This window comes from Prosthecobacter sp. GW821-HT29F12, assembly GCF_058803405.1.
In genome coordinates, this window is record NZ_CM179517.1 from 2498220 (window position 1) to 2523462 (window position 25243).

The window sequence follows — 25243 nt, forward strand, 5'->3', positions numbered from 1 at the left end:
GGAGGCTCCCTCCGGGCATTTTTATTTTCCAACTAGACACAGTTTCTCATCCCGATCAGCGTTTGAATCACCTTCCCATGCGCCACTTCATCGTTCCCGCCCTCACTCTCGCCATCGCGTTTCACGCCCATGGAGACCCCGGCCACTCCGCCAATGGGGAAGCTTTCAACGAAGGCCCGCGTCAGGCGGCGGTGTTCATTCCCGGTTGTGGGGATGCGGTGCACTTCCCCATCAGTTCCAAAAAGCCGGACGCGCAGAAGTTCTTCACTCAGGGCGTCGGCCAGCTTCATGGCTTCTGGTATTATGAGGCAGAGCGCTCCTTCCGTCAGGTGGCCGCCCTCGACCCCGAATGTGCCATGGCCTACTGGGGCATGAGCATGGCCAACGTGAACAATGAGAAACGCGCCAGAGCCTTCATCAAGAAAGCCACCCCGCTCAAAGCCAAGGCCACGCCACGTGAGCAGAAGTGGATCACCACCCTCGAAAACCTCTACCGCGAAAACGACAAGCGCGACAAAAAGCAGAAGAGCCTCGACTGCATCAAGGACTTCGAAACGCTGGTTCAGGACAACCCCAAGGACATCGAAGCCAAGGCCTTCCTCGTCTGGCGCATCTGGTTTTCCCGCGAAGAAGCCCCCATGTCCAGCCTCCAGGCCGTCGATGCCCTGCTGGATCAAATCTTCGCCGCCGTGCCGAATCACCCCGCGCATCACTACCGCATCCATTTGTGGGATCAGACCAAACCCATCTTTGCCCTCAAGTCCGGTGCACAGTGCGGGCAGGCGGCCCCCGGCATCGCCCACATGTGGCACATGCCCGGCCATACGTTCTCCAAACTGAAGCGCCCCGACGATGCCGCATGGCAGCAGGAGGCCAGCACCCGCGTCGATCATGCCTACATGATCCGCACCTACATTTTGCCGGATCAGATCCACAATTACGCGCACAACGAAGAGTGGCTCACCCGCACCTTCAACGACCTCGGCCGCGCCAAAGACGCCGCCGCGCTGGCACGCAGCCTCATCGCCATTCCCCGCCATCCCACCTACAACACCCTCGACAAGCCCTCCACCTCCGCCAGCTACGGCCGCACTCGTTTGATCGAAACTCTCCTCAAATGGGAAAATTGGAACGAGGTCAAGGCCTTCACTCAGGTTCCCGCAGGCCAGGCCACGCATGACATCACGCGCCTCCATGCGCTTGGGCTCGCCAGCTTTCAACTCGGCGACACTCCCGCAGTCGCCGCCGCCTTGAAGGACCTCGAAGCCGTGGTCATCCCCGCCAAGACCAGCAAACCCGAGACAGATACCAAGCCGGCTGCTGAACCCAAAAAGCCAGACGCCAAAGAAGCTTCCACGGACACCAAGGCGAAGAAGACCCCGAAACCTGAGGTGAAGGCCAAAGCCAACGCCATCGCCGAACTCAAGGCGCTGGTCGCCCTCGGCACCAAGGACGGGTCCGTCCGCCGTGCCGAAACTCACAAGCTCCTGTCAGACCTCAAGCCGCTCGATATCCCCAAGGAGCGTCTCGCCCGTTACTGGCTCAAATTCGACGACAAAGTGCAGGCAGCAGAACTCACCAAAAACTTCACGCAGGACCTCGTCGGTTTCGCCATCAAAACGGAGGTCCTGCAGGCCTGCGGAAAAACGGAAGAGGCTAAAAAAGCCTTCGAGGAAACCCGCAAGCTGGCCTTCGCCATGGATCGCGATCTGCCCATCGCCAAACGCCTCGATACGCTCGCTAAAACCTTTGGCGTCCAAGGTGACTGGCCGGCACCTGCCCCCAAGCGTACGGACAGCGGCGTCCGCCCGGAAATCGCATCCCTCGGCCCCGTCCACTGGAGCGCCCCCAAGGCCCCGGTTTTTGAAGCCCTGACGCTTGAGGGCAAGTCCGTCAAAAGCACCGACTTCACCGCGAAGAAACCCACCCTCTTCATCTTCTACCTCGGGCATGACTGCGGGCATTGCGTCGAGCAGATCCAGGCCTTCGCCAAGGCCACCGCCGATTTTGAGAAGGCGGGCATTCAGCTCGTGGCCGTCACGCTCGAAACCCCGCAGGTCGCCGAAGGTATCCGCCCCAAGCTCAATCTCAAAGCCGACCAGCCCTTCCCCTTCCCCATCCTGAGCGACAGCAGCCTTGCAGCCTTCAAAAAAGTGCGCGCCCACGACGACTTCGAAAACGAAAACCTGCACGCCACCATACTCATCGACACCCAGGGCAAGCAGCGCTGGCAGGACATCAGCTGGGAACCCTTCAAGGACGCCAAGTTCGCGCTGGAGGAATCCAAACGCCTGCTGCAGCTCGACATCCCAGCCGCTTCCACCGCCCAGGTCAGCAAGTGAGCCGCACCCCGGATTTCGCTGATCCGTGACGTTGCCGCGTGCGGCATTCGCCCTTATGAACTGCGCATGATTTTCCCACGCGCTTTTCTTCGGACCGCTGCTGCATTCGCAGCGCTCATTCTAGCCTCGTGCGAGTTGCCTGCACCGCAGCAGGCTTATCAGCCCCAGGCTGCTCAGGCGGGGCCGTTCATGCTCGGCATCGACGTGCTGGCTTCCCGCAACTTTGATCTCATTCAGGGCAAGCGGGTCGGCCTCATCACCAATCAGACCAGCATGACGGGCCGTGGTGAGCGCACACGCACCGCCATGCAGCGGGCGCTGGGTCGGAATCTCGTCGCGCTGTATGCGCCGGAGCATGGCATCGACGGCACCATCGGCGCCGGCGTGCACGTCAGCACCCGGCGCGACAGCGTGACCGGCCTCATCGTCTATTCGCTCTACGGCCCGACCCGCAAGCCGACTCCGGCCATGCTCGCCCCCATCGATGTGCTGGTGTTTGATTTGCAGGACATCGGCTGCCGCAGCTACACCTACATCAGCACCATGATCGTGGCCATGGAAGCCGCCGCTGAGTGCGGCAAGCAGTTCGTGGTTCTTGATCGCCCAAATCCCCTCGGTGGCTGGCGCGTAGAGGGACCGCCGTTGGAATCCAAATGGAAATCCTTCGTCGGCCAGATCCCCGTCCCCTACGTGCATGGCATGACCGCAGGTGAACTCGCCATGATGGCAGGTGCGCGAGGCTGGATGGCCCGCACACCACGCCTGAATGTGGTCAAGATGCAGGGCTGGAACCGTGGCATGGTCTGGCAGGACACCGGGCTGCACTGGTATCAAACCTCGCCCAACATCCCGCACGCCACCTCCCCCTTCTACTACGTCGCCACCGGCATCCTCGGAGGGGCCACCTCTGTGGACATCGGCATCGGTACCGAGAACCCCTTTGGCTACGCCGGTGGCAGTGGCGTGAATCCGCAGGCGCTTTATGCGTATTGTCAACGCCTCAACACCCCGGGCGTCAGTTTCTCGCCCTATTCCAAGAACGGCTTTGGTGGTGTCCGCATCAACATCTCTCCACGTGCCACCGCAGACATCACTGCACTCGATGTTCTTCTCCTAGCTGAAATCAACCGTCTCACCGGAGGCAAGGTGATTGGCCGCATGGGCGGCTCCAAGCTGAACCTCTTCAACAAAGTCTATGGCAGCGAATCTCTCTACTCCGATCTGCGCCGTGGAGTTCCCGCAGTGAACATCGTGGCGCGCTGGCAGAGCCACAACCAGAGCTTCCGCTCCCAGCGGCAGCGTTTCCTGCTCTATCCCTGACCCCGCCAGCGGTAGCCCACGCCGCTAATGAGCACTTGGGCTGGTCTGCAAGGTGACCAGCCAGACGCAGGCGGGACGGAGGCACAAGTGCGATTAATGGTGCCGGGAGAGTGGCGCATGAGGGGAAGCTTGCGTCAACGCTGCATGAACGGAGTGTAAAAGTTCTGTCAAAAGACTCAAATCCGTGCTTATGGCTGTGCGTTAGATACAACACAACCATGGAAGACCTCGAAATCGCCCGCGCCTGCGCCCTTTACGCCGATGACAAAAAAGCGGAGAACATCCGCATTCTGGACCTGCGCGGACTCTCGCCCATCTCCGACTACTTCGTGCTCGTCACGGCCATGTCCACGCCTCAGCTCCGTGCCGTGCGCGACGAAATCGTCGAGCGCATGAAGGAAGAGCATGCCACTCCACCCGACGTCAAAGACGGCAATTTTGAGAGCCAGTGGATCATCCTCGTCTACGGCAGCGTCATGGTTCACATCCTCACGCCTGAGAAGCGCGAGTTCTACGCCCTCGAAGAACTTTGGGGAGACGCCCCTGAGATGGAGCTGAACCTTGCGCCTCCTCCACCGGAGCCAAAACCCAAGGCGGCCAAGAAAGCTGCGGTGAAAAAGGTGGCTGCCAAAAAAGCTCCGGCGAAGAAGGCCGCTGCAAAGAAAGCACCCGCTAAAAAGACCGCGAAGAAGTAAGAACAAGCGTGCAGTTGAACGCTGGCTAAGGTGGAGATCCATGCAGGGCACTTTAATGCGCTCAGCGCACACGGTTGCGCCAACGGCGCGAAGGAGTCAGCCCAGGGCGGGCCGAGCCTTGGCGAGTGCTGCCCTGGGACAAACGCCCCACCTCACCTGCCGGCCCAAGGTCGCGCCCTGAATTGGGCGCAGGAGAGCATGCGTCGCGGGAAGGCAGCATGGTGCAAACGATGGCGCTTAACCGTGGCCCTTTTGACTGACTGCAAGCGGGACGCTTGCGCTACCAGCCCAGATTCGCTAAAACAGCAGGCATGCCCGCCCGCATCCTGCTTGTTCTCGTTTCCTGCGCCCTGAGCGTCGTCATTGGCCTGGTCATCGCTCGCGGTGGCGCGGGCGTCACAGCGGCAAGGCAGAGGCCGCTCATCGGCCTTTCCATGGACACGCTCAAGGAAGAACGCTGGCAGGTGGACCGTGACATCTTCACCGCCAAAGCGCAGGCCGCAGGCGCCGATGTGCTGGTGCAGTCTGCCAACAGCAACGACGCCATCCAGTTGCAGAATGTCGAAAGCCTCATCACGCAGAAGGTCGATGCTCTCGTCATCATTCCACACGACGGCGCGGCGATGGCCAAGGCGGTGAATCTCGCGCATCAGGCTGGCATCCCCGTGCTGTCTTATGACCGGCTCATCACGGACTGCGATCTCGATCTCTACCTGACCTTTGACAATGTGAAGGTCGGCGAACTGCAGGCGAAGTTTCTCGCGGATCGCATCCCCGCTGGTGGCAAGCTGCGCCTCATCCGCATCTATGGCGCAAAAACGGACAACAACGCCAAGCTCTTCAAGCAGGGGCAGGACAACATCCTGCTGCCCCTCATCGCCGCCGGCAAAGTAGAGGTGATCTTTGAGGACTGGGCCGAGGACTGGAAACCCGAAAGCGCCAAAAAGATCACCAATGCCGCAATCACCAAAAACGGCCCGAACTTCGACGCCATCCTGGCCAGCAATGACGGCACGGCAGGCGGAGCCATCCAGGCGCTGACGGAGGAAGGACTCGCCGGGAAGATCATCGTGACCGGGCAGGACGCCGACCTCGCCGCATGCCAGCGCATCGCACAGGGCACGCAGGCCATGACGGTGTACAAACCGATCCAAAGCATCGCGACGCAGGCGGCCGACCTCGCGCTGAAACTGGCACGCCGCCAACCCGTCATCGCGCGTGATGCGGTTGCGAATGGCAAGACTGACGTGCCTTCCGTCCTGCTGGATATTATCTCTGTCACGAAGGAGAATCTGCGCGAGACCGTTGTTAAGGATGGTTTCCGCAAGGAAAACGAAGTGTTCCAATCCTCCCAGCCATGATTTTACGTGCTCAAAACATCACGAAACGCTTCCCCGGCGTCACCGCCCTCAAAGATGTGTCCTTTGATCTTCGCGAAGGCGAGATCCACGCCCTCTGCGGAGAAAACGGAGCGGGCAAGAGCACGCTGATCAAGCTGCTCTCAGGCATTCATCCGCATGGCAGCTACGAAGGTTCCTTCGAGGTGAATGGGAATGAAGCGCGCTTTGAAACGATCAAAGACGCGGAGAAGGCCGGACTCGCTGTGATTTATCAGGAACTGGCGCTCGTTGAGGAGATGACGGTGGCGGAAAATATTTTCCTGGGCCGTGAGCCACGCCGCTGGGGGGCCTTCATCGACTGGCCGCGCATGTATCAGGAAGCACAGGTGTTGCTGAACCGTTTCAAGGTCGATCTCGATCCCGCCGCGCCCGTGCGCACGCTGGGAGTGGGGCAGAAGCAGCTTGTCGAAATCATCAAGGCGCTGGCCAAGAACTCGAAGATATTGATTCTCGATGAACCGACCGCCGCACTAGCCGAGCACGAGGTTTTAATCCTGCTGGACATCCTGCGTGATCTCCGCCAGCGCGGCATCGCGAGCGTCTACATCTCTCACAAACTCGACGAAGTGTTCGGCATCGCGGATCGCATCACGGTCCTGCGCGATGGTTCAACCGTGGGCACCAAAAACGCCGCTGACACCAGCAAGGCCGAAGTCATCCGCCACATGGTGGGCCGCGAGATCGGCGATCTCTTCCCCCGCCGCACCAGCCAGCCCGGAGGAGTGATCCTGCGCGTGGATTCCCTGAGCGTGACTGATGCTGAAACTGGCAGCGCGAGGCTGCACGACATCAGCTTTGAACTGCGCGCCGGCGAAGTGCTCGGCATCGGCGGACTCATGGGTGCAGGACGCACGGAACTGCTGATGCATCTCTTCGGCGCTTGGGGTCGCCATGTTTCCGGCAGTGTGGAACTGAATGGCCAGACTCTCAGCCGCCTCACGCCAGAAACGATCATCCAGCGCGGCCTGGTGCTGGCCTCAGAAGATCGCCGCCGCTACGGCCTGCATCTTGAGCAGGAGATTGGCTTCAATCTCTCGCTGTCTTCCCTGGCCAGCGTGGTGCGTGGCGGATTCATCCAGCGCAATGCGGAGATCCGGCGCAATCAGAGCATGTTCGATTCGCTCCGCGTCAAAGCGACGGGACTTGAGGCGATCGTCGGCAAGCTCTCCGGTGGGAATCAGCAAAAGGTGGTGCTGGGCAAGGCGCTGCTCACGGAACCCACGGTCATTCTTCTCGATGAGCCCACACGCGGCATCGACGTGGGGGCCAAGCTGGAAATCTATGAGATCATCAACCAGCTCACTGCCGCAGGCAAAGCCGTGATCCTCGTCTCCAGCGAGCTGCCGGAACTCATCGGCATGAGCGACCGCATTCTCATGCTCAACTCCGGCCGCATCGGCGGAGCCTTCAGCCGCGCCGAGGCCACGCAGGAAAAGCTCATGGCCGCCGCCATGGGGCATGCGGGCTGATTCTTTTTGAAAAGCGTCCCTCATTCCCGCGTTCGACATCCAGCATTTCCATCAACCATGATCCGCTCCCTCCTTGCCTCCCTTGTGCTCGCGACTGCCGCCAGTGCCGCGCAGCCGCCGAACATTGTCTTCATCTTCTGTGATGACCTGGCCTACCAGGCCATGAGTTGCTACGGCGACCACCGCAAGCTGCTCGACACGCCAAACATGGACCGCATCGCGAAGGAAGGCATGCGTTTCGACCGCTGCCTCGTGACGAACTCCATATGCGGCCCCAGCCGTGCGGTGATTCAGACTGGCAAGTACTCGCATGCCAACGGCTTCTACAACAACAGCAACAGCAAGTTCGACAGCAGCCAGCCGACCTTCCCGAAGGTGATGCATGAAAAGGGCTACCAGATGGCCATGATCGGCAAATGGCACCTCATGACGGACCCGGTGGGCTACGACTACTGGAATGTGCTTCCCGGCCAGGGAGTGTACTACAACCCGCCGATGGTCGACAACGGCAAGAATGTGAAATACCAGGGCTACACCACCGACATCATCGGTGATCTCACGCTCGACTGGCTCAAGCAGCGCGACAAAACCAAGCCCTTCATGATGATGTGCCAGCACAAGGCCCCGCATCGCGAATGGGAACCGCCCGTGCGCTACCTCGGCTTTGACAAGGACCGCGTCTACGAAGAGCCCGAGACCCTGTTCGACAGCTACTCCGGCCGCAGCAAGGCGGTGAGCGACCACGACATGGGCATCGACCGCACCATGACGGATCGCGATGTGAAACTCGTGACTCCCGGCAATTTGACCGAAGAGCAAAAGAAAGCCTGGGACGCCTACTACGAGCCGCGCAATGCCAAGTACCGCGAGGCAGCACCCGCTGGCCGTGATCTCGTGAAATGGCGCTACCAGCGCTACATGCACGACTACCTCGCCTGCGTGAAGGCGGTGGACGACAACGTGGGTCGCGTGCTCGATTACCTCGACAAAGAAGGCCTCACCGAAAACACCGTGGTCATGCTCAGCAGCGATCAGGGCTTCTACCTTGGCGAGCACGGCTGGTTCGACAAACGCTGGATCTTTGAGGAATCCCTGCGCACGCCGTTCCTGGTGCGCTGGCCCGGCGTGATCAAACCCGGCAGCACGAGCAGCAAAATCGTGAGTCTGATCGATTTCGCGAGCACCTTCCTCGACATCGCCCAGTGCCCGAACCTGCCGGATGTGCATGGCCGCAGCCTCGTGCCATTGTTCAAAGGAGAGACGCCCGCTGACTGGCGCAAATCGCTCTACTACCATTACTACGAGTATCCGGTGCCGCACCACGTGCGCCCGCACTACGGCGTCATCACAGACCGCTACAAACTCATCCACTACTACAAGCCGGACGTCGATGACTGGGAGCTGATGGACCGTGAAAAGGACCCGCTGGAGACCAAAAGCTTCTACGATGACCCGGCCTACGCCGACACCGTAAAGGAACTCAAAGCCGAAATCATCCGCCTGCAGGCCGAGGTGAAGGAAACGATGCCCCCGCCGCGCTTTGCCTTCGGCAACAAAGCCTTCGATGGCGAGGTCAATCCGCCGGAGCAACCCAAAGGCAAGGGCGCGGGCAAGAAGAAGGCAGGCGCGAAGAAGGAGGAGTGATCCGAATGGAGGGGGATCATCTTGATCCCCGTTTGAAAGGGGTAAGCGAAGCTGAGTATTGAGGGATCAGGATGATCCCTCACCTGCCGGACGGCAGGGAATGCCATTCATCTGCTCGCCTCCTCTTTCACCGCCACATCGTCTTGCTCACGTACCACTCAACAATCGGCGGGCCGTAGAAGACCCAGAGTGCGGCGCCGAGAGCCAGATAAGGGCCAAAGGGGATCTTGGCGCTCCATTCGGCCTTGCCGAGAATGCGGGGTACAATGGCAGACAGGGTGCCGATGACCGATGCGGCAAAGATGGTGAAAAGCACCGCCTGCCAGCCGCAGAAGGAGCCGATCATCATGAGAAAGAGCACGTCGCCAAAGCCCATGGCCTCTCGGGGGATGACCACCTGAGACACCGTGCCATGCAGAATCTTCACGCCTTCCAGCGGAAACTCCTCTCCAGCGCCCTCGGACTTCACGAGCAGTTTTTCCATCCACATCACTGCGGTGACGTTCTGCCAGGTGCGGTCATTGACTTTGAGATCGTCGCAGGTGATCACCATATGGTCGGAGTCACGCATGCCGAAGATATCACCCCATTCCATCCTTTTACGGCCAATGGACACCACTGGAGGCAGTTCTTCATCCTCCTGAACGACGCTCCATTTCACGGGTCCATCCAGCCACTCACTGCCCATGAGTTTTCCCATCAGCTTGCTCATTCCAGGCGAGGCAGATTTCAGGAAGGCGGGCTTTTGCCGGTGATTCACCTTGCCAAAGGCCAGCTTGCCCAGCTCCACCACGATCCACAGACCACCGAGTCCCAGGGCGGCGCTCGCCAGAGAGATGAGCAGGCCGCGTGTGTGGGTTGTTTCCGCCACAAGCGCCGGCACCCACCAGGAAGCGAGCACCCCGACTACCGTGCCACCGATGGTGATCCGATGCGGCAGGATGAAGTGGTCGATGTCGATGAACGTGCCCGAGATCAGCAGACTCATGAACACCCACAGGCAAAGCACGTGCGGCCCCCAGGCTTTGATCATGAACCAAGGATTGCCGCCCTGAGCGTACTCCCCACTTATCTTCAGAAAGACCATGTAGAATGCCACGCCGGTCAGCAACTCCACGAGGAAGTAGCGGATGGAAATCTTGCCACCGCAGTTCGCGCATTTCCCACGCAGCAGCAGCCAGCTCAGCAGCGGGATGTTCTGCCACATCGGGATCTTGTATTTGCAGGAGGGGCAGAAACTGCGCTTGGGATTGTTCACCGAGATTCCCAGCGGCAGGCGGTAGATGACCACATTGAGGAAGGAGCCGATCCCTGCCCCCATGTAGAAGGCCAGAATGTGCAGCAGGGTGTTGAGAATTTGAAAGCGCATGAATGTGGGCTGAAGTTTGCAAACTTGGCCTGCCGTGCGTGAATACGGAAGCAAAAACTAAGCATGACTTCAGATTCCTGGCGCAGCCTGCGTCTCATTTTTTTCACCGTCACCGCCCTCAGTTCCTGTACCAGTCCGCAGAAGGGGCGCGGCACGCTGTATGCGAACGACACCCTCGATTCCGGCCGTCCCCTCGATGCCGGCCGCACCCTGGAACTGGCGCGGGAGCGCGGCCTCGTGGATGTGCGCAAAGTGATTCCGGGCATCACCATCGATCTGCGCTACGGCACTGCGGATAACGTCACCGGTCAACCTATCTACCCGCCCCACATGCCATGCCTGCTGCGGACGGAAACGGCGGAAAAGCTGAAGCGGGCCCAGGCGATCCTGCAAGCTCAGGGGTACGGCCTGCGCATCTGGGATGCGTATCGACCGCCGGAGGCGCAGGAGACGCTGCACAAGGCCGGCGGCAGCACGGGCATGTTTCTCTCCCCGAATGCGGGATGGAGCCGCCACTGCGGAGGCATAGCGGTCGATCTCACCCTGGTAGATGCTCAAGGCAACCCGCAGCGAATGCCCACCGGATTTGACCAGGACTTCGCTCATGCGAGCCGAAACTACACCGGCAACGATCCTGTGGTGAAACAGAACCTGCAAATGCTCCAAGCCGCCATGAAGCAGGCCGGATTCATCCAGTTGGAGTCTGAGTGGTGGCACTTCGATGACGCCGAATACCTCAACAATCCCCAGCCCATCGTCTACGGCTGGCGGATCGCCCTTCCCGGGATGTCACCGCCGTGAGCATTCGTAACAACGCCACCTTCACCGTCATCGATGAGACCGACGGCTACATCGTGGTCAACAAACCGGCGCCGCTGCAAATCCATCCGGGAGATCCCAAGGGCCCGCCCACACTTTGGCATCGGGTATGCGACCTGCTGGCGTATGAAATTGCGAACGGTGGCCAGGTGTCCATCATCAATCGCCTCGACCGCGAAACAAGCGGCGTGGTGCTCATCGCCAAGAATCACGAACTCGCCCGCCTCTTCGGCATGGCGATGCAGGAGCGCAAGATTCACAAGACCTACGTGGCCCTCGTACATGGCTGGCCGGAGTGGGAGGAACTGACGCTGGATGCCCCGATCCTGAACGCGCGCGATGTGCAGCCCTTTGACATCTGGGTCAAACAAATCGTCCACCCGCAAGGAGCCGAATGCCACACCGCCTTCCGCACCTTGCAGCGGTTTGAGCGTGACGGCGCACGGTTTGCCTTGATCGAAGCGAAGCCCGAAACCGGCCGCATGCACCAGATCCGCGTGCATCTGCACCATCTCGGCCTGCCCATCGTCGGAGACAAACTCTATGGTCGCGATGACCGCTGCTACCTGGAATTCATCGAGACCGGGTGGACGGAAGCGCTGGAGGCCAAGCTTATTTTGCCACGGCAGGCGCTGCATTCCTCGCGGCTGGAGCTCAATCTCGAAGGGTTTCCATCGGGCTGGGATGCACCGCTGCCGCCGGAGTTTACGCTCTGAAATGCGATGGGGACTTATGCCCAGCGCCGCACGCGGCTGTCGAGTTGGAAGACCTGGCCGCTCACGTTTTCCATGCTGTGCAGGAAGACGATGAAGCGCGCCACGTCCTGTGTGGTGTTCAGCCGGCCCAGGGTGTGCTGGCTCATTAACCCCTCGCGCCAGATGGCATCCTCCAGCAGATGGCGCGTCATCTTGGTTTCCAGAAAGCCGGGCAACACGCAGTTCGCGCGGATGTTTCGTGCGCCGTATTCTTTGGCGATGCTTTGCGTGAAGCCAATCAGTCCCGCCTTGGCTGCTGCGTAATTCGCCTGACCCGCCGGACCACTCAGCGCCGAGTAGGAGCCGATGTTCACGATGTGGCCATGGCGCTGCTTGGACATCAGCTTCACCGCCGACTGCGCCACGAGAAACGCGCCTTTCAGACTCACATCCACCACTTGATCGAACTCGGCCTCGCTCATCTTCGCCACGGAGACATCACGGCAAACACCTGCGTTGTTCACCAGCAGATCGATTTGCTTCACTCTCGCGAAAAAGCTGCGCACGGAGTCGGCACTCTTCACATCGAGCGCTTCCCGTCCGGGGGACAACACTTCAAACCCGGCCTGCCGCAGTTCGGTGGCAATCGACTGCGCCAAATCCCCTGCACCGCCGGTGATGACGGCGATGCGGGGTGATGATTCGGACGAAGCAGGCATGCAGGGCCAAAGTTAACCAGTTGCGCCGCAACTGGCCAACAATATCAACCCAAGGTGAAAGCCGGCAATTTCACAATCTTGCCGCCGGCCATGGCGGACTGGTGGGCGCAGAGGCCCACGCAGGTCCAGTTGGCGGATTGCGCCGCGTTCGGGAAGGGCTGGCGTTTTTCAGCGAGGGCATTGGCGAACTCGTTGGCGAGATGCGGATGGCTGCCGCCGTGGCCGCTGCCCTGGGTGAAGCTGAGATGGGTCTTCTTGCCAAGATCATAGACGCCCTTCGTCGTGAAGCGCTGGATCGGCTTCGGTAGGCGTTTGGCGAAGTCGGGAGTCTTGATCAGTTTCGGGATCTTGTGCTCGGGCAGTTTGGCGCGGTGCAGGACGAGGGGTTCATGCTCGATGAGCGGCCATTCGATGGAGGCTTTGTCGCCATAGACGTCGATGCTTTCGCGATACTGGCGGGCGGTGTCAAACAGGCTGCGGATGATGCGGGCACTGACATCGGTGCCTTTGAATTTGATGTGCGCGGTCTCGACGGCGAAGGGGGAGCCGTAGCACTTCTGCAGCTCTTTACGCACGGTGCCGGAGCCGAAGCAGCTCACGTATTCGGCAGGCTTGCCGATCATGCCAGCCACGGGGCCGACGCAGTGCGTGGCATACCACATCGGCGGCAGGCCGGGCCAGTAGTTCGGCCAGCCGTCCATGTCCTGCTGGTGGGAGGCCTGCACAAACTGCAGCTTGCCCAGTTTGCCCTGATCCAGCTGCTCCTTCATGAACAGGTACTCACGGGCATAGACGACGGTCTCCATCATCATGTACTTGAGGCCGGTCTTCTTGACGAGGTCGCAGATCTTTTTGCAGTCCTCGATGCTGGTGGCCATAGGCACGGTGCAGGCGACGTGTTTGCCCGCCTTGAGCGCTTCGATGCTCATCCAGCCGTGGTCAGGAATGGGCGAGTTGATGTGGACGGCATCGATGTTCGGGTCCTTGAGCATCGCCTTGAAATCCGTGTAGCGCACGTCCACGCCGAAGGCATCGCCGATGGTCTTGAGCTTCTTCTCATCGCGCTGGCAGATGGCGTAGCAGGTGGTCAGCGGGTGGCGCTGCCAGATGGGGATGAATTCCGCCCCGAAACCGAGGCCAACGACGGCGATGTTGAGCTTTTTGTCTGACATGATGATTGGAAGGATGACGCGGCTCTTATAGGCGGGAACGGCGGGAGATGGGAAGGACAAAGTTTGGGAGGAATCGGACGGGGAAGGCGAAGTTTCAGGTTTCAGGTTCAAAGTTTCAAGTTAGGGAAGAGCACCGCATGCTGACCTCCGACTTCGACTACCACCTGCCGCCTGAACTCATCGCCAGTGAACCGCTGGCGGATCGTTCGGCGTCGCGGATGATGGTCCTGCATCGCAAAGAAGGCAGGATTGAGCACCGGATGTTCCGGGAGGTCGGCGAGTTCATCTCACGCGAAGCCGGGGACATGCTGGTGCTGAATGACACGCGCGTGGTGCCGGCACGCTACTTCACGAATCAAGGCCACGAGGTGCTGCGGCTGAACCCGCTGACTCCCACGCGCTGGCGCTGCATGGTGAAGCCGGGGAAGAAATTTCGCGTCGGTCACACCGTGCCGATTGGCGACGCCACGGGCACGGTCGTCGAGATCATGGAGGACAATGGCGACCGCATCATCGAGTTCGACCGCGTCGTGGATGAGTCCAAGCACGGCCATCTGGCCCTGCCCCACTACATGGGCCGCGATGATCAGCCTGCCGACCGTGAGCGTTATCAAACGGTGTTTGCCCGCAGCGAAGGCTCCATTGCCGCACCCACGGCGGGCCTGCACTTCACCCCGGATGTCCTGAGTCCCCTGCCCCACACCTTTGTGACACTGCACGTTGGTGTCGGCACGTTTCAGCCGGTGAAGGTGGAGAACATCGCCGATCACAAGATGCACTCGGAGGTGTATGAGGTTTCAGAGGCCACAGCCGAAGCCGTGCAATCTGCCAAGCGCGTCATCCCCGTGGGCACCACCGCTCTGCGCACACTGGAGACGGTGGCGCGCGATCATGGAAAAGTCATCGCCACCCAGGGCAGCACGGACATCTTCATTCATCCCGGCTTTGAGTTCCGCGTGGCGGGCGGATTGCTGACGAATTTCCACCTGCCGAAGTCCACGCTCATCATGCTGGTGAGCGCCTTTGCAGGCAAAGATTTGGTGATGCAGGCCTATGAGGAGGCGATACGCGAACGCTACCGATTCTTCAGCTATGGGGACTGCATGCTGATTGTGTAAGGCAGTGATGTGGGCACTCCTGCCCGCAACCGAATGTCCCAGGACGCTCGCTGCGGGCAAGAGTGCCCGCCTCACTTCGGAGCAATTCAGTTGCGGCGCAACTGGGCTACTTTCACATCCCAGCCTTCGCAATCTTCTCGCAGTTCTGCACATCCAGCTTGCCGGAGGCCAGCACGGGAATGTCGCTGACGCGGATCATCTTTTTCGGAATCCAGAGAGGCGGCATGCCTTTGTCGAGGAGGCGGTAGCGGAGGTCGAGGATCTCCTGGTGCTCGGGGCCGCCGGGCATGCTTGTGAGGAGGATGAGGGCCTCGCCTTTGTCGATGTCGGGGACGCCGACGACGGCGATCTTGCGCACGGTTTCGTTTTCGAGTCCCATGGCTTTCACCAGAGCTTCTTCCACGGTTTCATGCGGCACCATCTCGCCGGCAATCTTGGAGAAGCGGCTCAGGCGGCCTTCGATGTAGAGGAAACCGTCGAGATCCAGACGGCCGATGTCGCCCGTGCGGAACCAGCCGTCCTTCAGCACTTCGGCGCTGCGTTTCGGATCGTTGAGGTAGCCTTCGAAAACATTCGGCCCCTTGAACCAGATCATGCCGCTCTGATGCAGAGGGATCGGCTGGTCGGTTTCAGGGTTGGTGATGCGGACCGCCATGCCGGGCACGACGTGACCCACGGAACCCTGCCGATGGCTCGGCAGCCAGGAGTAGCCGCTTTCCTCATCGCCGAGCGATTCAGGGTCTGGCAGGTTCAAGTTCGAAGCCGGGGAGGTTTCGGTGAGGCCGTAGCCTTCGAGCACACGTTTGCCAAAGCGGGTTTCAAAGGCGTCCGCCACCGTGCTGGGGAGTTTTTCTGCGCCGGTCACGCAGTACTTGATGGAGGCCAGTGACTCACGATTCACGCCGCGCAGGTAGCTGCGCAGGAAGGTCGGCGTGGAGATCATCAGCGTGATGCGATATTTCTCGATGAGCTGCGCGAGTTTCTTCACCTCCAGCGGAGAGGGATAAGTCACGAGGTGCAGACCGTAGATGATCGGAAACCACAGGGTGACGGTGCAGCCGAAGCTGTGGAAGAGCGGCAGGCAGCCGAGGATGCTGTCGTTGCTCTGCATGCCGAGACGGCTGCCGAACTGCATGACGTTGGCCACCAGATTGCGATGCGTGAGCGCGACGCCCTTGGGCTCGCCGGAACTGCCGCTGGTGAAGAGCAGCAGCGCCTCTTTGCGCCCGCCCTTTTTGGAGATGCCCAGCATGGCAGCCAGAACGGCGGCGGGCAGAATCTTGCTAAGCACCAGCCACTTGGCGATGGCGAGCTTCATCTTCGGCAGGATGCGCTCGATGAGGATGAGCTGTTTGCTCGGCGGCCAGGGGAAGCTCTGCATCTTGCGCACAAAGATGTCCGCCGTAAGGAAGCGGTCGATCTCGCCACGGCGGATGGAGCTTTCAATGGCGGCGCGTCCGGCGGTGAAGTTGAGATTCACCGGAATCTTTCCAGCCATGACGACGGCCACATTGCAGATGAGCCCGCCCAAGCCCGGTGGCAGGATGATGCCCACGCGTGCCTTTTTAGTCTCCTTCTTCACGACCTCTGACAGCGCGAGTGCCGTGGCAAAAACTTTGTCGAACCGCAGGATCTTTTCGTCCTTGCCATCCACCACGCTGTTGCGAGTGCCATGTTTTTTAAAGCCCAGAATCAAGGCGTAGCCGAGGCTGAGATCAAGCGCGGCGCATTCGTTGATGCACTGCTCAGAGAGCAGCAGCAGGCTTTCTTGATAGTTGGGGAGGTTCGTTTCATCCCCTTGCAGCACTTTGCCAAAATTGAAGATGACCTCGGCGTCGCTGTAGCGGCGCTCGATCGGCAGGGCGGTGTCCTGACGGCGGTGCACATGCAGCGGCAGCACGGGGATGCCGGCCTTGAGCAAAAATTCCAGCTTCGTGCCCGGCACGGTGGTCATGGGGGAGACCATCGTCGCCGCCTCAGCTGGCAGATAGATGATGACCGCCCCGCTTTTGGCAGCGTCAGCCATGGCGCTGCGGTAGGCGGAGGTCTCGGTCTCACCCGGCGTGAACTCCATGGCGTGCACGCTTTCCCGCTCCAGATGCACCCGCAGCAGCGGGTGCAGGGCGGCGCCCTTTTTCACCACATAAATCACCTCACGGCCTGCCAGCACGAGTTCGAGTCGCAGCAGATCAAAGTAACCCAGCTGGCTGGGCAGGATCAAGAATCCCCCGCCTGAGGGAATGTTCTCTTTGCCGAGGATGGTGAGGTCTTTGAGAGTGACGGGCTTTTCAGAGGCCATGGTAGGTGTGCGGAATGCAGGCTTACCTAAGCGGGGAGCAACGTGCATGCCAGCGGGAAAAGGGGCGGAGGGGAAGATGGCAGTTGTTTGCGGTTGTTTGCGGTTGTTGGCTGTGGAACAGAGTTCTTCAAACCACTGTCAGCGCCCGCGCAGCGAGCCTTCAGCCATCGTCAACCACCGTCAACTTCCGCCAATGCCTCCTCCCCCGCGTTATCCCCGCCGTGAATCTCCCGCTCCGCCCCCTGCCGGCAGCGAGTCCTGGCTGCGACCCTGGGCGCAGATGAAGTACTTTTCGTTTCATCCGGCAGTGTATCCAAACATGCTCCGCGCCGTGTCCCCGGACGCCAAAGCGGGCGATCTGGTGAACGTGTATGACAAAGAGGGGCAGCTTTTTGGCAGCGGCTTTTTCAATCCCAACGCCAAGGTGCCCCTGCGGGTGCTCCAGCATGGCGATGAGGTGCTCACCGAAGACGCGCTGGACGCCCGGGTGGATGCCGCGCTGGACCTGCGCCTGAAGACCCTCCGCCTCAATGAAACCACCGATGCCTGGCGCGTGATCTCTTCGGACGGGGACGGCCTCAGCGGCCTGACGGTCGATCGCTATGCCGATGTGCTTTCCATCGAAGTCACCACGCTCGGCGTGTGGCGCCGCCTGTCCCGCTGGCTGCCCAAACTGCACGCCGCCCTGGGCACGAAGCAGCATCTCATTGAAGTCGATCCGGACATCGCCCGCATTGAAGGCATGCGCTACTCGGAGGTGCCGGAAGCGGACGCCCCCGCCCCACGCGGCGTGCGCATTCGCGAAAATGGCGTGCGCTATCAGGTCGGTTTCGAAGACGGGCACAAGACCGGTTTCTTCTGCGATCAGCGTGACAACCGCCTGAAGTTCGGCCACCTGGCCCGCGGACGGCGCGTGCTGGACCTGTGCAGCTACACCGGGGGCTTTGCGCTCAGCGCACGCATCCACGGGGGCTGCGAAGACGTGACCGCCGTGGATCTCGATGAAAAAGCCATCGCCCAGGCGAAAAAGAACGCCGATTTGAACCAGGTCCGCATCGACTGGGTGCATGCCGACACCTTCACCTGGGGCCGCCAGATGCAGCAAAACGGCGCCCTCTGGGATGCATTGGTGCTCGATCCGCCGAAGCTCGTCTTCTCCCGCGACCCCGAGGAAGGCCAGCTGGGCCGCAACAAATACTACGACATGAACGCCGTGGCTTTGAACCTGCTGAAGCGCGGCGGCCTGTTCGTCACCTGCTCCTGCTCCGGCCTGCTGGATGTCGCTGAGTTTGAGGAAATCGTGATGCGTGCCGCGCACCGCAACAAGCGCCGCCTGCAGATCATTGACCGCACCGGAGCTGGTGCCGACCACCCGGTGATGTCCAACTGTCCCGAAAGCCGCTACCTGAAAGTGCTGTGGTGCATCGCGTGGTAAACCCGGGAAAAGGGTGAATGAATCGTTACAGGTTTCCTTTGCTACCTTATTCTGACTGTTTACTCTTAGCGTCCCATGAATCCAGAGGTGCAAAACATTGTGGCCGCAGGCAAGCTCCCTGCTGCTGACGGCGAGAAACTTTCCAAACTTGAACCCGGAACTTTCGTTCTCCACAAAAGCTGGGGCGTCGGCAGAATCGCTGAATGGGATTTGCTGGGAGACCGCCTGCTGATCGATTTCGAAGGCAAGCCCGGCCATCCGCTCAAGCTCACCTTTGCGATCAGCTCGCTGGACATCATCTCCCCGGACCACCTTCTCGCACGTCGTCTGGCGGATCTCGACTCTCTCAAGGAAATGGCGGCGAAGAATCCCCCCGCGCTGGTGGAACTGGCCCTCAAGAGCAGCGGCAACACACTGCACCTCGACGACCTGGAAAAGCTGCTCAAAGGCCGCATCGTCTCCGACGCCGACTACAAGAAGTGGTGGGAAGGCGCGAAGCGTGCGCTCAAGACGCACCGCCATGTGGTGGTGCCCGCCAAGCGTTCTGAAAAGCTGGTGCTACGTGACCAGGCCGAGAACGCCGGCACCCAGATGGTGAAGTCCTTCCTCGCCGCGCGCGATTTGAAGACCAAGCTCGCCACTCTGGCCAGCATCCAGAAGGACATCGACCTCTTCTCCGATCCGAAGACCGAGCTCATCCCCGTCTTCCAGGACATCTCCGACTCCGCCCGCAAGAGCGTGAAGCTCAACCTCAAGGAGTGCCTGCAACTCCTGCTGGCACGGGACGAACTCCTCGAAAGCCTCAGCGCCGCCGCGCCGATGGGCTCCATGAAGATTTCCGACCTCATCACCGAGACGAAGGAAGTGCTCGCGGATTCCATCAAGGGACTCTCCGCCAGCCTTCTCGGCCGCATTTACCGCGCCTTCCCCGAAGCTTTCCCGAACCGTGGCTGGGTGCCTGAGATCCTGCACCACCTCACCAAGACCGGTGGCCGCGCCGTGGCTGAAATCGCCACCGTGCTGGATGCCAACGACGAACTCGACGTGCTGGCGGATGCCTTGAAGAAATCCCTGCGCAACCGCATGCTCTCCGCCGATCTGCTGATCTGGATGGCCCGCGAGCGCAAAGGCCTGGCGGAATCCGTTTTCGACATCGATCTCGGTCATGCCATCCTCGGCGTCATTGAAAGCGATCACATGGAAGGCGGACCCAAGCGCACTGGCCGCCTCCAGGATCTGCTCTCGGATGACAAGACTCTCCTCGGCGAGATGGTGGCAGAGGCAGAAGACGAAGACGTCCGCCTGCTGGCCAAGCGCCTGATCAATGGCTCCCTCTTTGACGAACTGACCCGCCGCTCCCTCATGGCCCGCATCATCAAGGTGCGCCCTGAAATGGAAGCCATGATGGACGAGAACGCCGGCTCCCACAAAGACGACTCCCTGATCGTCTCCTGGGAAAGCCTGGAAAAGAAAAAGCAGGAACTGGAAGACCTCGTCAATGTCAAGATCCCGGAGAACAAGAAGGAGATTCAGATCGCCCGTGACGAAGGTGACTTGCGCGAAAACGGTGGCTACAAGGCCGCCCGCGACCAGCAGTCCGTCCTCCTGCGCATGCAGGGCAAGATGGAACGCGAACTGCGCAACGCCCGTGGCACGGACTTCGCCAATGTGCCTACGGACAAAGTCGGCATCGGCACGGTCGTCGATGTCGAAGACCTCGCTTCCGGTGCCAAGGACACCTTCACCATTCTGGGAGCCTGGGATGGCGATCTGGACAAGAACATCATCAGCTACCTTTCGGAATCCGCCAAAGCCCTCATCGGCAAGGCAGTCGGCGACGAACTGGAGCTCTCCACTGACAGCCACCACGTCACCCGCAAAGTGAAAGTCACCGCCATCCGGTCTTTCAAACCGTAACCAGCGGTAGCCTCGACAAAACTCTCCGTTGCCAGCGGAGAGTTTTTTTATGACTGCGGATTCAGCATGATTTTTTTCATTTCAATGGCACGTATTCTACCAAATCCCCCCCAGCCATGGGGATTGTCCCATGATGTGCAAGCAGCCTATGCTTGCATGCAAGCCTCAACCCAATGCCTCCAGACTCCCTCTCTTTTTACCTCTCCAGGAGCCTTCGAGAAAACATCTTCATAGCTCGTCAAGCCAGCCTGTCCGTTCTGACTGCGTTCATTGCGGGATTGTCACTCCCGGCGGGTTCAGAGGCACAAATCACCCGTGCCGAAAATCTCAGCGTCATCCTCAGCGGCTTAGGGAGCAATCAGACCCCGACAGCCGCAGCCCCAGCCCCCGCTTCCAGCCCCGCCGTTTTCGACACCTCGCCCGGGCCATGGGGACAAATGAAGTGCGCCTACGTTTACCTGGAGGCACCAGCCAGCCTTATTGAGGAGTTTCCTCTGCCAAGCCCGATCCCCCGCTGGACCTTCCCTGCCTCCTCACTCTACAGCCTGCCCGCCTTTTTTACCAAAGCCGGCCTGTCAGAGTCGTTGATCGCCACCCTCCTCAACCCGAAACATCTGATCAAAGAAGGGTCTTTTGTGCACGTGCTGCCTCCCCTGGCTGAGCTGGAGGGCATGACCCCGAAAACGCGGACGACGATTTACTCAGAACTGGCGAAGTACCCGGAGAATGAATATCAGGCGGATCCGGTCCTGATCATTGGCACCACGGTGGAGGAATGGTACCAGGGCAGCAAGCTGCGGCCTGAAATCATCAGCAAAATCAAACAGCTCAGCTACACACGCGGTGACGCCATTGCCTTCAGCGACATCCCTGTCCTGCTGAATTACGCCCAGTCGGATTCCGAGGCCCGGTCCATCTTCAAGGCCTGCACCCGCACGCGCACCCTGATGATCCGCCTCAAGCTCGACCGACACTCCAACGCCGAGGAAATCATCAAATACTGGAGTTTTGGCACCGGCCTCCGCCGCAAGGATTTGGAGCCCATGGTCCGGTCCATCATTGAGCTCGACGGTGTGGATGACCTTGGACTCGTTCACATTCTGCCCGCGCTCGCCCGCAAGCTGCTCTACACCTATCCCGGCCTGGACATGGCCAAGCATGGCGTCATGCCTGACTGCCACTGGACTTCGCTCAATTTTTTCAACTACGAGCCTCATGAGTACCTGTTGGACGCCCGGCTGGCCACCAGCCAGGTGCTGGAGCAGTTCACCCCGGTGGAGCCTCCTTACCAGTTCGCCGACGTGCTCTTCTTTCTCGACAACACCACCGGCGACGCCTTTCACTCCTGCGTGCATCTGGCGGACAACCTCGTCTATACCAAGAACGGACGAAACATCCTCTCCCCATGGGTGATCATGCGGCTGGAGGACGTCAAAAAAATCTACCTCTACAAGGGTGAAGGACGCGTCCAGGGATTCCGCCGCAAGGACATCGCCGCTGAGAAAAAGGCGGCGGACGAAGTGCGCTGAGGCCGCAGGTTTTGACAGGCGGCTGCAATGAGCCGCCGGTGGCAGGCGTTTACACCCACCACCATGTCCTCCCGCCGTCACTTTCTCCACACCGTCCTCGGCACCAGTGCCGCCGCAGCCTTCGCCGCCGACGCCAAGCTTTCCTACAAGGGCGAAAACATCCAGTTTGGCCTCGTCACCTACATGTGGGGTGCCGACTGGGATCTGCCCACCCTGCTCAAAAACTGCGACGCCGCCAAGGTGCTGGCCGTGGAGCTGCGGATCGAGCATGCGCACAAGGTCAGCACCGATCTCACCCCCGAGCAGCGCGCCGCAGTACGGAAGCAGTTTGAAGACTCCCCGGTGGACCTCCTGGGCATGGGCACCAATTTTGAATTTCACTCCCCCAAGGAGGACGAGCTGAAGAAGAACATCGAAGGGGCCAAGCAGTACATCAAGCTCAGCCACGACCTCGGCGCCAGCGGTGTCAAAGTGAAGCCCAACGGCCTCCCCAAGGACGTGCCCGTGGAGAAAACGCTCGCGCAGATCGGCAAGGCGCTGGCGGAGCTGGGCGACTACGCCGTAGGCTTTGGCCAGGAAATCCGGCTGGAGGTTCACGGCAAGGACACCTCCGAACTGCCCCACATCAAGACCATCATGGACGCCGCCGACCGCGACAATGTGCGCGTCTGCTGGAACTCGAATGACACCGATCTCATCGGCGCCGGCCTCGCGGCCAACTTTGCCCTCGTCAAAGACCGCCTGGGCCACACCGTCCACATCCGGGGTGTGAATCAGAGCACCTACCCGCTCGACCAGCTCGCCAAGCTGCTCGTGGAAGCCGATTATCAGGGCCACGTCTGCCTCGAAGCCCACAAGCTGCCAGCGGGAGACCGCGTCGCCGCTCTGGCGGAACAGCGTGAGCTCTTCATGAACCTCGTGACCGAGGCGCGCAAATCGGTGAAGGATTGAGAAGCGCGCAGAAATCCCAGCACTCCGGCGGAGAGGGATCGTCCCGATCCCTCCACGCTCCGCTCACGCCCTAGATTCCGCGCCGAATAGACGCGGCTATCTTCTTCGGTCACGCCGCAGCCATCGCCGCCTCAGATGGGGGATCGGGACGATCCCCCTACGCCAGAGCCTGCGCTGCGCCTTGTCACACCCCCATTCCCCAAATCATCAATCGTAAATCATAAATCCCTCATCCCCCGCCCCGCCCTACTCGTACGACCAGTACACCCCCTTGACACCCCCGCCCCTTTCTGCCATCTCACAGCGTTCCAATCGACCCTGAGTCGCTGATCCCCTGGGTTCGGCTCCCTCATTCGTCATTCAGATTTCGTCATTTGTCATTTCCCTCTCATGGCCACCCCCGCTCCTGCACACGGTTACACTGAAGATTCCATCAAGTCCCTCGACTGGCGCGAGCACATCCGTCTGCGCCCCGGCATGTACATCGGCAAGCTGGGAGACGGCTCCCTGCCCGAGGACGGCATCTACGTCCTGCTCAAGGAGGTGCTGGACAACTGCATCGACGAACACGTCATGGGCTACGGCAACACCATCGAGATCACCATCGCGGAGGACCAGACCGTCAATGTGCGCGACTACGGCCGTGGCATCCCGCTGGGCAAGCTTTTGGAATGCGCCGCACAGATCAACACCGGTGCCAAATACGACAGCGAAGTCTTCAAGCGCTCCGTCGGTCTGAACGGCGTCGGCATCAAGGCGGTGAACGCCCTGTCCGAGTTCTTTGAGATCCAGGCCATCCGCGAAAACCAGACCCGCTCCATCGAGTTCAGCCAGGGCATCGTCGTTTATGACATGGGCAAACCCACGCCCTGCAGCGAGCCGAACGGCACGCGCATCGCCTTCCGCGCGGATGCGGAGAGCTTCGCGGAAGACACGCATTACCGCCTCGACTTCGTGCGCGAAATGCTGCGCTTCTACGCCTGGCTCAATCCCGGCCTCACACTGCTGCTGCGCACGCCATCGGGCGAGGAGAAGTTCAAGTCCAAGGACGGCCTGATGGACCTCATCCGCGCCAAGCTCACCGAAGAGCCGCAGTACCCCATCATCCACCTGGAGGGCAAGGACGTGGAAGTCGCCTTCACCCACGGCACCGGCTACGGCGAGGAGTACTACAGCTTCGTCAACGGCCAGCACACCACACAGGGCGGCACCCACCTCGCCGCCTTCCGCGAAGCCATCGTGCAGGAGTGCCGCGAGTTTTATAAAAAGCAGTTCGATCCCGCCGACGTGCGCGGCAGCCTCATCGCCGCCGTCAGCGTGAAGGTGCAGGAGCCCATCTTCGAGTCCCAGACCAAGACCAAGCTCGGCTCCACCCACATGGAAACGAACGGGCGGAATCTGCGCGGTCACATCACCAGCGTCATCACCGCCCAGCTCGACAACTTCCTCCACAAGCACGCCGACATCGCCAAGTCGCTGCAGGAAAAGATCAACTCCAACGAACGCGAGCGCAAAGAGATCAGCGGCATCCAGAAGGCCGCCCGTGAAAACGCCCGCAAGGCCAAGGTCTGCAACAAGAAGCTGCGCGACTGCCGTGTGCACTTCGACACCAAGGACAAGCGCCGCGAGGACAGCACCCTCTTCATCACCGAAGGCGACAGCGCCTCCGGCAGCATCACCAAGAGCCGCGATGTGGAGACGCAGGCCGTCTTCAGCCTGCGCGGCAAGCCGCTCAACTGCTTCGGCCTCACCCGCAAGATCGTGTATGAAAACGAGGAGTTCTATCTTCTCGCCAACGCCTTGCAGATTGAGGAAGACCTCGAAGAACTCCGCTTCAACCGCGTCGTGCTCGCCACCGATGCCGACGTGGACGGCATGCACATCCGCCTGCTGATGATCACGTATTTCCTGCAGTTCTTCCCCGAGCTCGTGCGCAAAGGCCACCTCTACATCCTGCAGACCCCGCTCTTCCGCGTGCGCAACAAAAAGGAAACCTACTACTGCTACAGCGACGACGAGCGCCAGCGCGCCATCCACCGCTGCGGCAAGACCGCCGAGATCACCCGCTTCAAGGGCCTCGGTGAAATCAGCCCGGATGAGTTCAAGCATTTCATCGGCCCCCACATGCGTCTGGAGCCCGTGAAGGTGCGCGACCACGAAGTCGATGCCGAAGGCAAACCCATCCCCTCCGAGCACCGCAGCGTGAAGGAGATGCTCTCTTTCTACATGGGTAAAAACACCCCCGAACGCCAGGCCTACATCGTGGAAAACCTGCGCATCGAGGAGGAGCTGGAGTTCAAGGACGCGGTGCCTGCGGCACTTGCGGAGGCGGCGTAGCAAAGTTGCCCAG

18 protein-coding genes are annotated in these 25243 nt (G+C 60.5%); 14 read left to right on the plus strand and 4 right to left on the minus strand.

What is annotated here, in order from left to right; genetic code table 11:
* Nucleotides 1-77: 77 nt before the first annotated feature.
* The 6 genes from AC3RLQ_RS10325 (at nucleotide 78) to AC3RLQ_RS10350 (ending at nucleotide 8870) form a co-directional block, all read left to right on the plus strand.
* The gene (locus AC3RLQ_RS10325; RefSeq protein WP_493036757.1) at nucleotides 78-2342 is read left to right on the plus strand and encodes a peroxiredoxin family protein; all 2265 of its coding nucleotides are present in this window, start codon (nucleotides 78-80) and stop codon (nucleotides 2340-2342) included.
* A 66-nt stretch (nucleotides 2343-2408) separates the two neighbouring features.
* Entirely contained in the window at nucleotides 2409-3662 is a 1254-nt protein-coding gene (locus tag AC3RLQ_RS10330; RefSeq protein ID WP_493036759.1) for an exo-beta-N-acetylmuramidase NamZ family protein, read from the plus strand.
* A gap of 218 nt (nucleotides 3663-3880) precedes the next feature.
* Nucleotides 3881-4357, plus strand: coding sequence for a ribosome silencing factor (gene rsfS / locus AC3RLQ_RS10335; RefSeq protein ID WP_493036761.1), 477 nt, complete (start codon nucleotides 3881-3883; stop codon nucleotides 4355-4357).
* Nucleotides 4358-4668: 311 nt separating this feature from the next.
* Nucleotides 4669-5718: a sugar ABC transporter substrate-binding protein gene (locus tag AC3RLQ_RS10340; protein ID WP_493036763.1), complete on the plus strand. Its 1050-nt coding sequence runs from the start codon at nucleotides 4669-4671 to the stop codon at nucleotides 5716-5718.
* Nucleotides 5715-7226, plus strand: a complete 1512-nt coding sequence (locus AC3RLQ_RS10345; RefSeq protein ID WP_493036765.1) for a sugar ABC transporter ATP-binding protein — start codon at nucleotides 5715-5717, stop codon at nucleotides 7224-7226. The genes AC3RLQ_RS10340 and AC3RLQ_RS10345 overlap by 4 nt, the downstream gene beginning before the upstream one ends.
* A 57-nt stretch (nucleotides 7227-7283) precedes the next feature.
* The gene (locus tag AC3RLQ_RS10350; RefSeq protein WP_493036767.1) at nucleotides 7284-8870 is read left to right on the plus strand and encodes a sulfatase family protein; all 1587 of its coding nucleotides are present in this window, start codon (nucleotides 7284-7286) and stop codon (nucleotides 8868-8870) included.
* A gap of 127 nt (nucleotides 8871-8997) precedes the next feature.
* On the opposite strand, the gene AC3RLQ_RS10355 is transcribed toward AC3RLQ_RS10350, so the two are convergent.
* On the minus strand, nucleotides 8998-10239 hold the full coding sequence (locus AC3RLQ_RS10355) for a prepilin peptidase (protein ID WP_493036769.1): 1242 nt from the start codon (nucleotides 10237-10239) through the stop codon (nucleotides 8998-9000).
* A 63-nt stretch (nucleotides 10240-10302) separates the two neighbouring features.
* Here AC3RLQ_RS10355 and AC3RLQ_RS10360 point away from each other — a divergent pair, with 63 nt between their 5' ends.
* Both AC3RLQ_RS10360 and AC3RLQ_RS10365 read left to right on the plus strand, forming a co-directional pair.
* Nucleotides 10303-11040: a M15 family metallopeptidase gene (locus AC3RLQ_RS10360; RefSeq protein ID WP_493036771.1), complete on the plus strand. Its 738-nt coding sequence runs from the start codon at nucleotides 10303-10305 to the stop codon at nucleotides 11038-11040.
* Complete coding sequence (locus AC3RLQ_RS10365) at nucleotides 11037-11774, plus strand: RluA family pseudouridine synthase (protein ID WP_493036773.1); 738 nt, start codon at nucleotides 11037-11039, stop codon at nucleotides 11772-11774. Before AC3RLQ_RS10360 ends, AC3RLQ_RS10365 begins: the two co-directional genes overlap by 4 nt.
* Before the next feature lie 14 nt (nucleotides 11775-11788).
* On the opposite strand, the gene AC3RLQ_RS10370 is transcribed toward AC3RLQ_RS10365, so the two are convergent.
* On the minus strand, nucleotides 11789-12472 hold the full coding sequence (locus AC3RLQ_RS10370; RefSeq protein WP_493036775.1) for an SDR family oxidoreductase: 684 nt from the start codon (nucleotides 12470-12472) through the stop codon (nucleotides 11789-11791).
* A 44-nt stretch (nucleotides 12473-12516) separates the two neighbouring features.
* Nucleotides 12517-13644 carry a Gfo/Idh/MocA family protein gene (locus AC3RLQ_RS10375; protein WP_493036777.1) on the minus strand — a complete coding sequence of 376 codons (1128 nt, stop codon included), beginning with the start codon at nucleotides 13642-13644 and terminating at the stop codon, nucleotides 12517-12519.
* Nucleotides 13645-13781: 137 nt separating this feature from the next.
* Between AC3RLQ_RS10375 and queA the strand changes: the two genes are divergently transcribed.
* Nucleotides 13782-14762, plus strand: a complete 981-nt coding sequence (gene queA / locus AC3RLQ_RS10380; protein ID WP_493036779.1) for a tRNA preQ1(34) S-adenosylmethionine ribosyltransferase-isomerase QueA — start codon at nucleotides 13782-13784, stop codon at nucleotides 14760-14762.
* Between the two features lie 112 nt (nucleotides 14763-14874).
* Here the strand turns inward: queA and AC3RLQ_RS10385 are convergent, their stop codons facing one another.
* Nucleotides 14875-17061 (minus strand): AMP-binding protein, encoded by a 2187-nt coding sequence (locus AC3RLQ_RS10385; protein ID WP_493036781.1) that lies wholly within the window; start codon nucleotides 17059-17061, stop codon nucleotides 14875-14877.
* A 193-nt stretch (nucleotides 17062-17254) separates the two neighbouring features.
* On the opposite strand from AC3RLQ_RS10385, the gene AC3RLQ_RS10390 reads away from it, so the two are divergent.
* From AC3RLQ_RS10390 to AC3RLQ_RS10410, 5 genes are all read left to right on the plus strand, one after another.
* Nucleotides 17255-18496, plus strand: coding sequence for a class I SAM-dependent rRNA methyltransferase (locus AC3RLQ_RS10390; RefSeq protein WP_493036783.1), 1242 nt, complete (start codon nucleotides 17255-17257; stop codon nucleotides 18494-18496).
* Nucleotides 18497-18571: 75 nt separating this feature from the next.
* A complete protein-coding gene (locus tag AC3RLQ_RS10395) occupies nucleotides 18572-20413 on the plus strand; it encodes a GreA/GreB family elongation factor (RefSeq protein WP_493036785.1) in 1842 nt (613 codons plus the stop codon).
* Nucleotides 20414-20850: 437 nt separating this feature from the next.
* Nucleotides 20851-21942, plus strand: a complete 1092-nt coding sequence (locus AC3RLQ_RS10400; RefSeq protein ID WP_493036787.1) for a hypothetical protein — start codon at nucleotides 20851-20853, stop codon at nucleotides 21940-21942.
* A 63-nt stretch (nucleotides 21943-22005) separates the two neighbouring features.
* Nucleotides 22006-22893, plus strand: coding sequence for a sugar phosphate isomerase/epimerase family protein (locus AC3RLQ_RS10405; protein ID WP_493036789.1), 888 nt, complete (start codon nucleotides 22006-22008; stop codon nucleotides 22891-22893).
* 390 nt (nucleotides 22894-23283) lie between these two features.
* The gene (locus AC3RLQ_RS10410) at nucleotides 23284-25230 is read left to right on the plus strand and encodes a DNA topoisomerase IV subunit B (RefSeq protein WP_493036791.1); all 1947 of its coding nucleotides are present in this window, start codon (nucleotides 23284-23286) and stop codon (nucleotides 25228-25230) included.
* Nucleotides 25231-25243 lie beyond the last annotated feature (13 nt).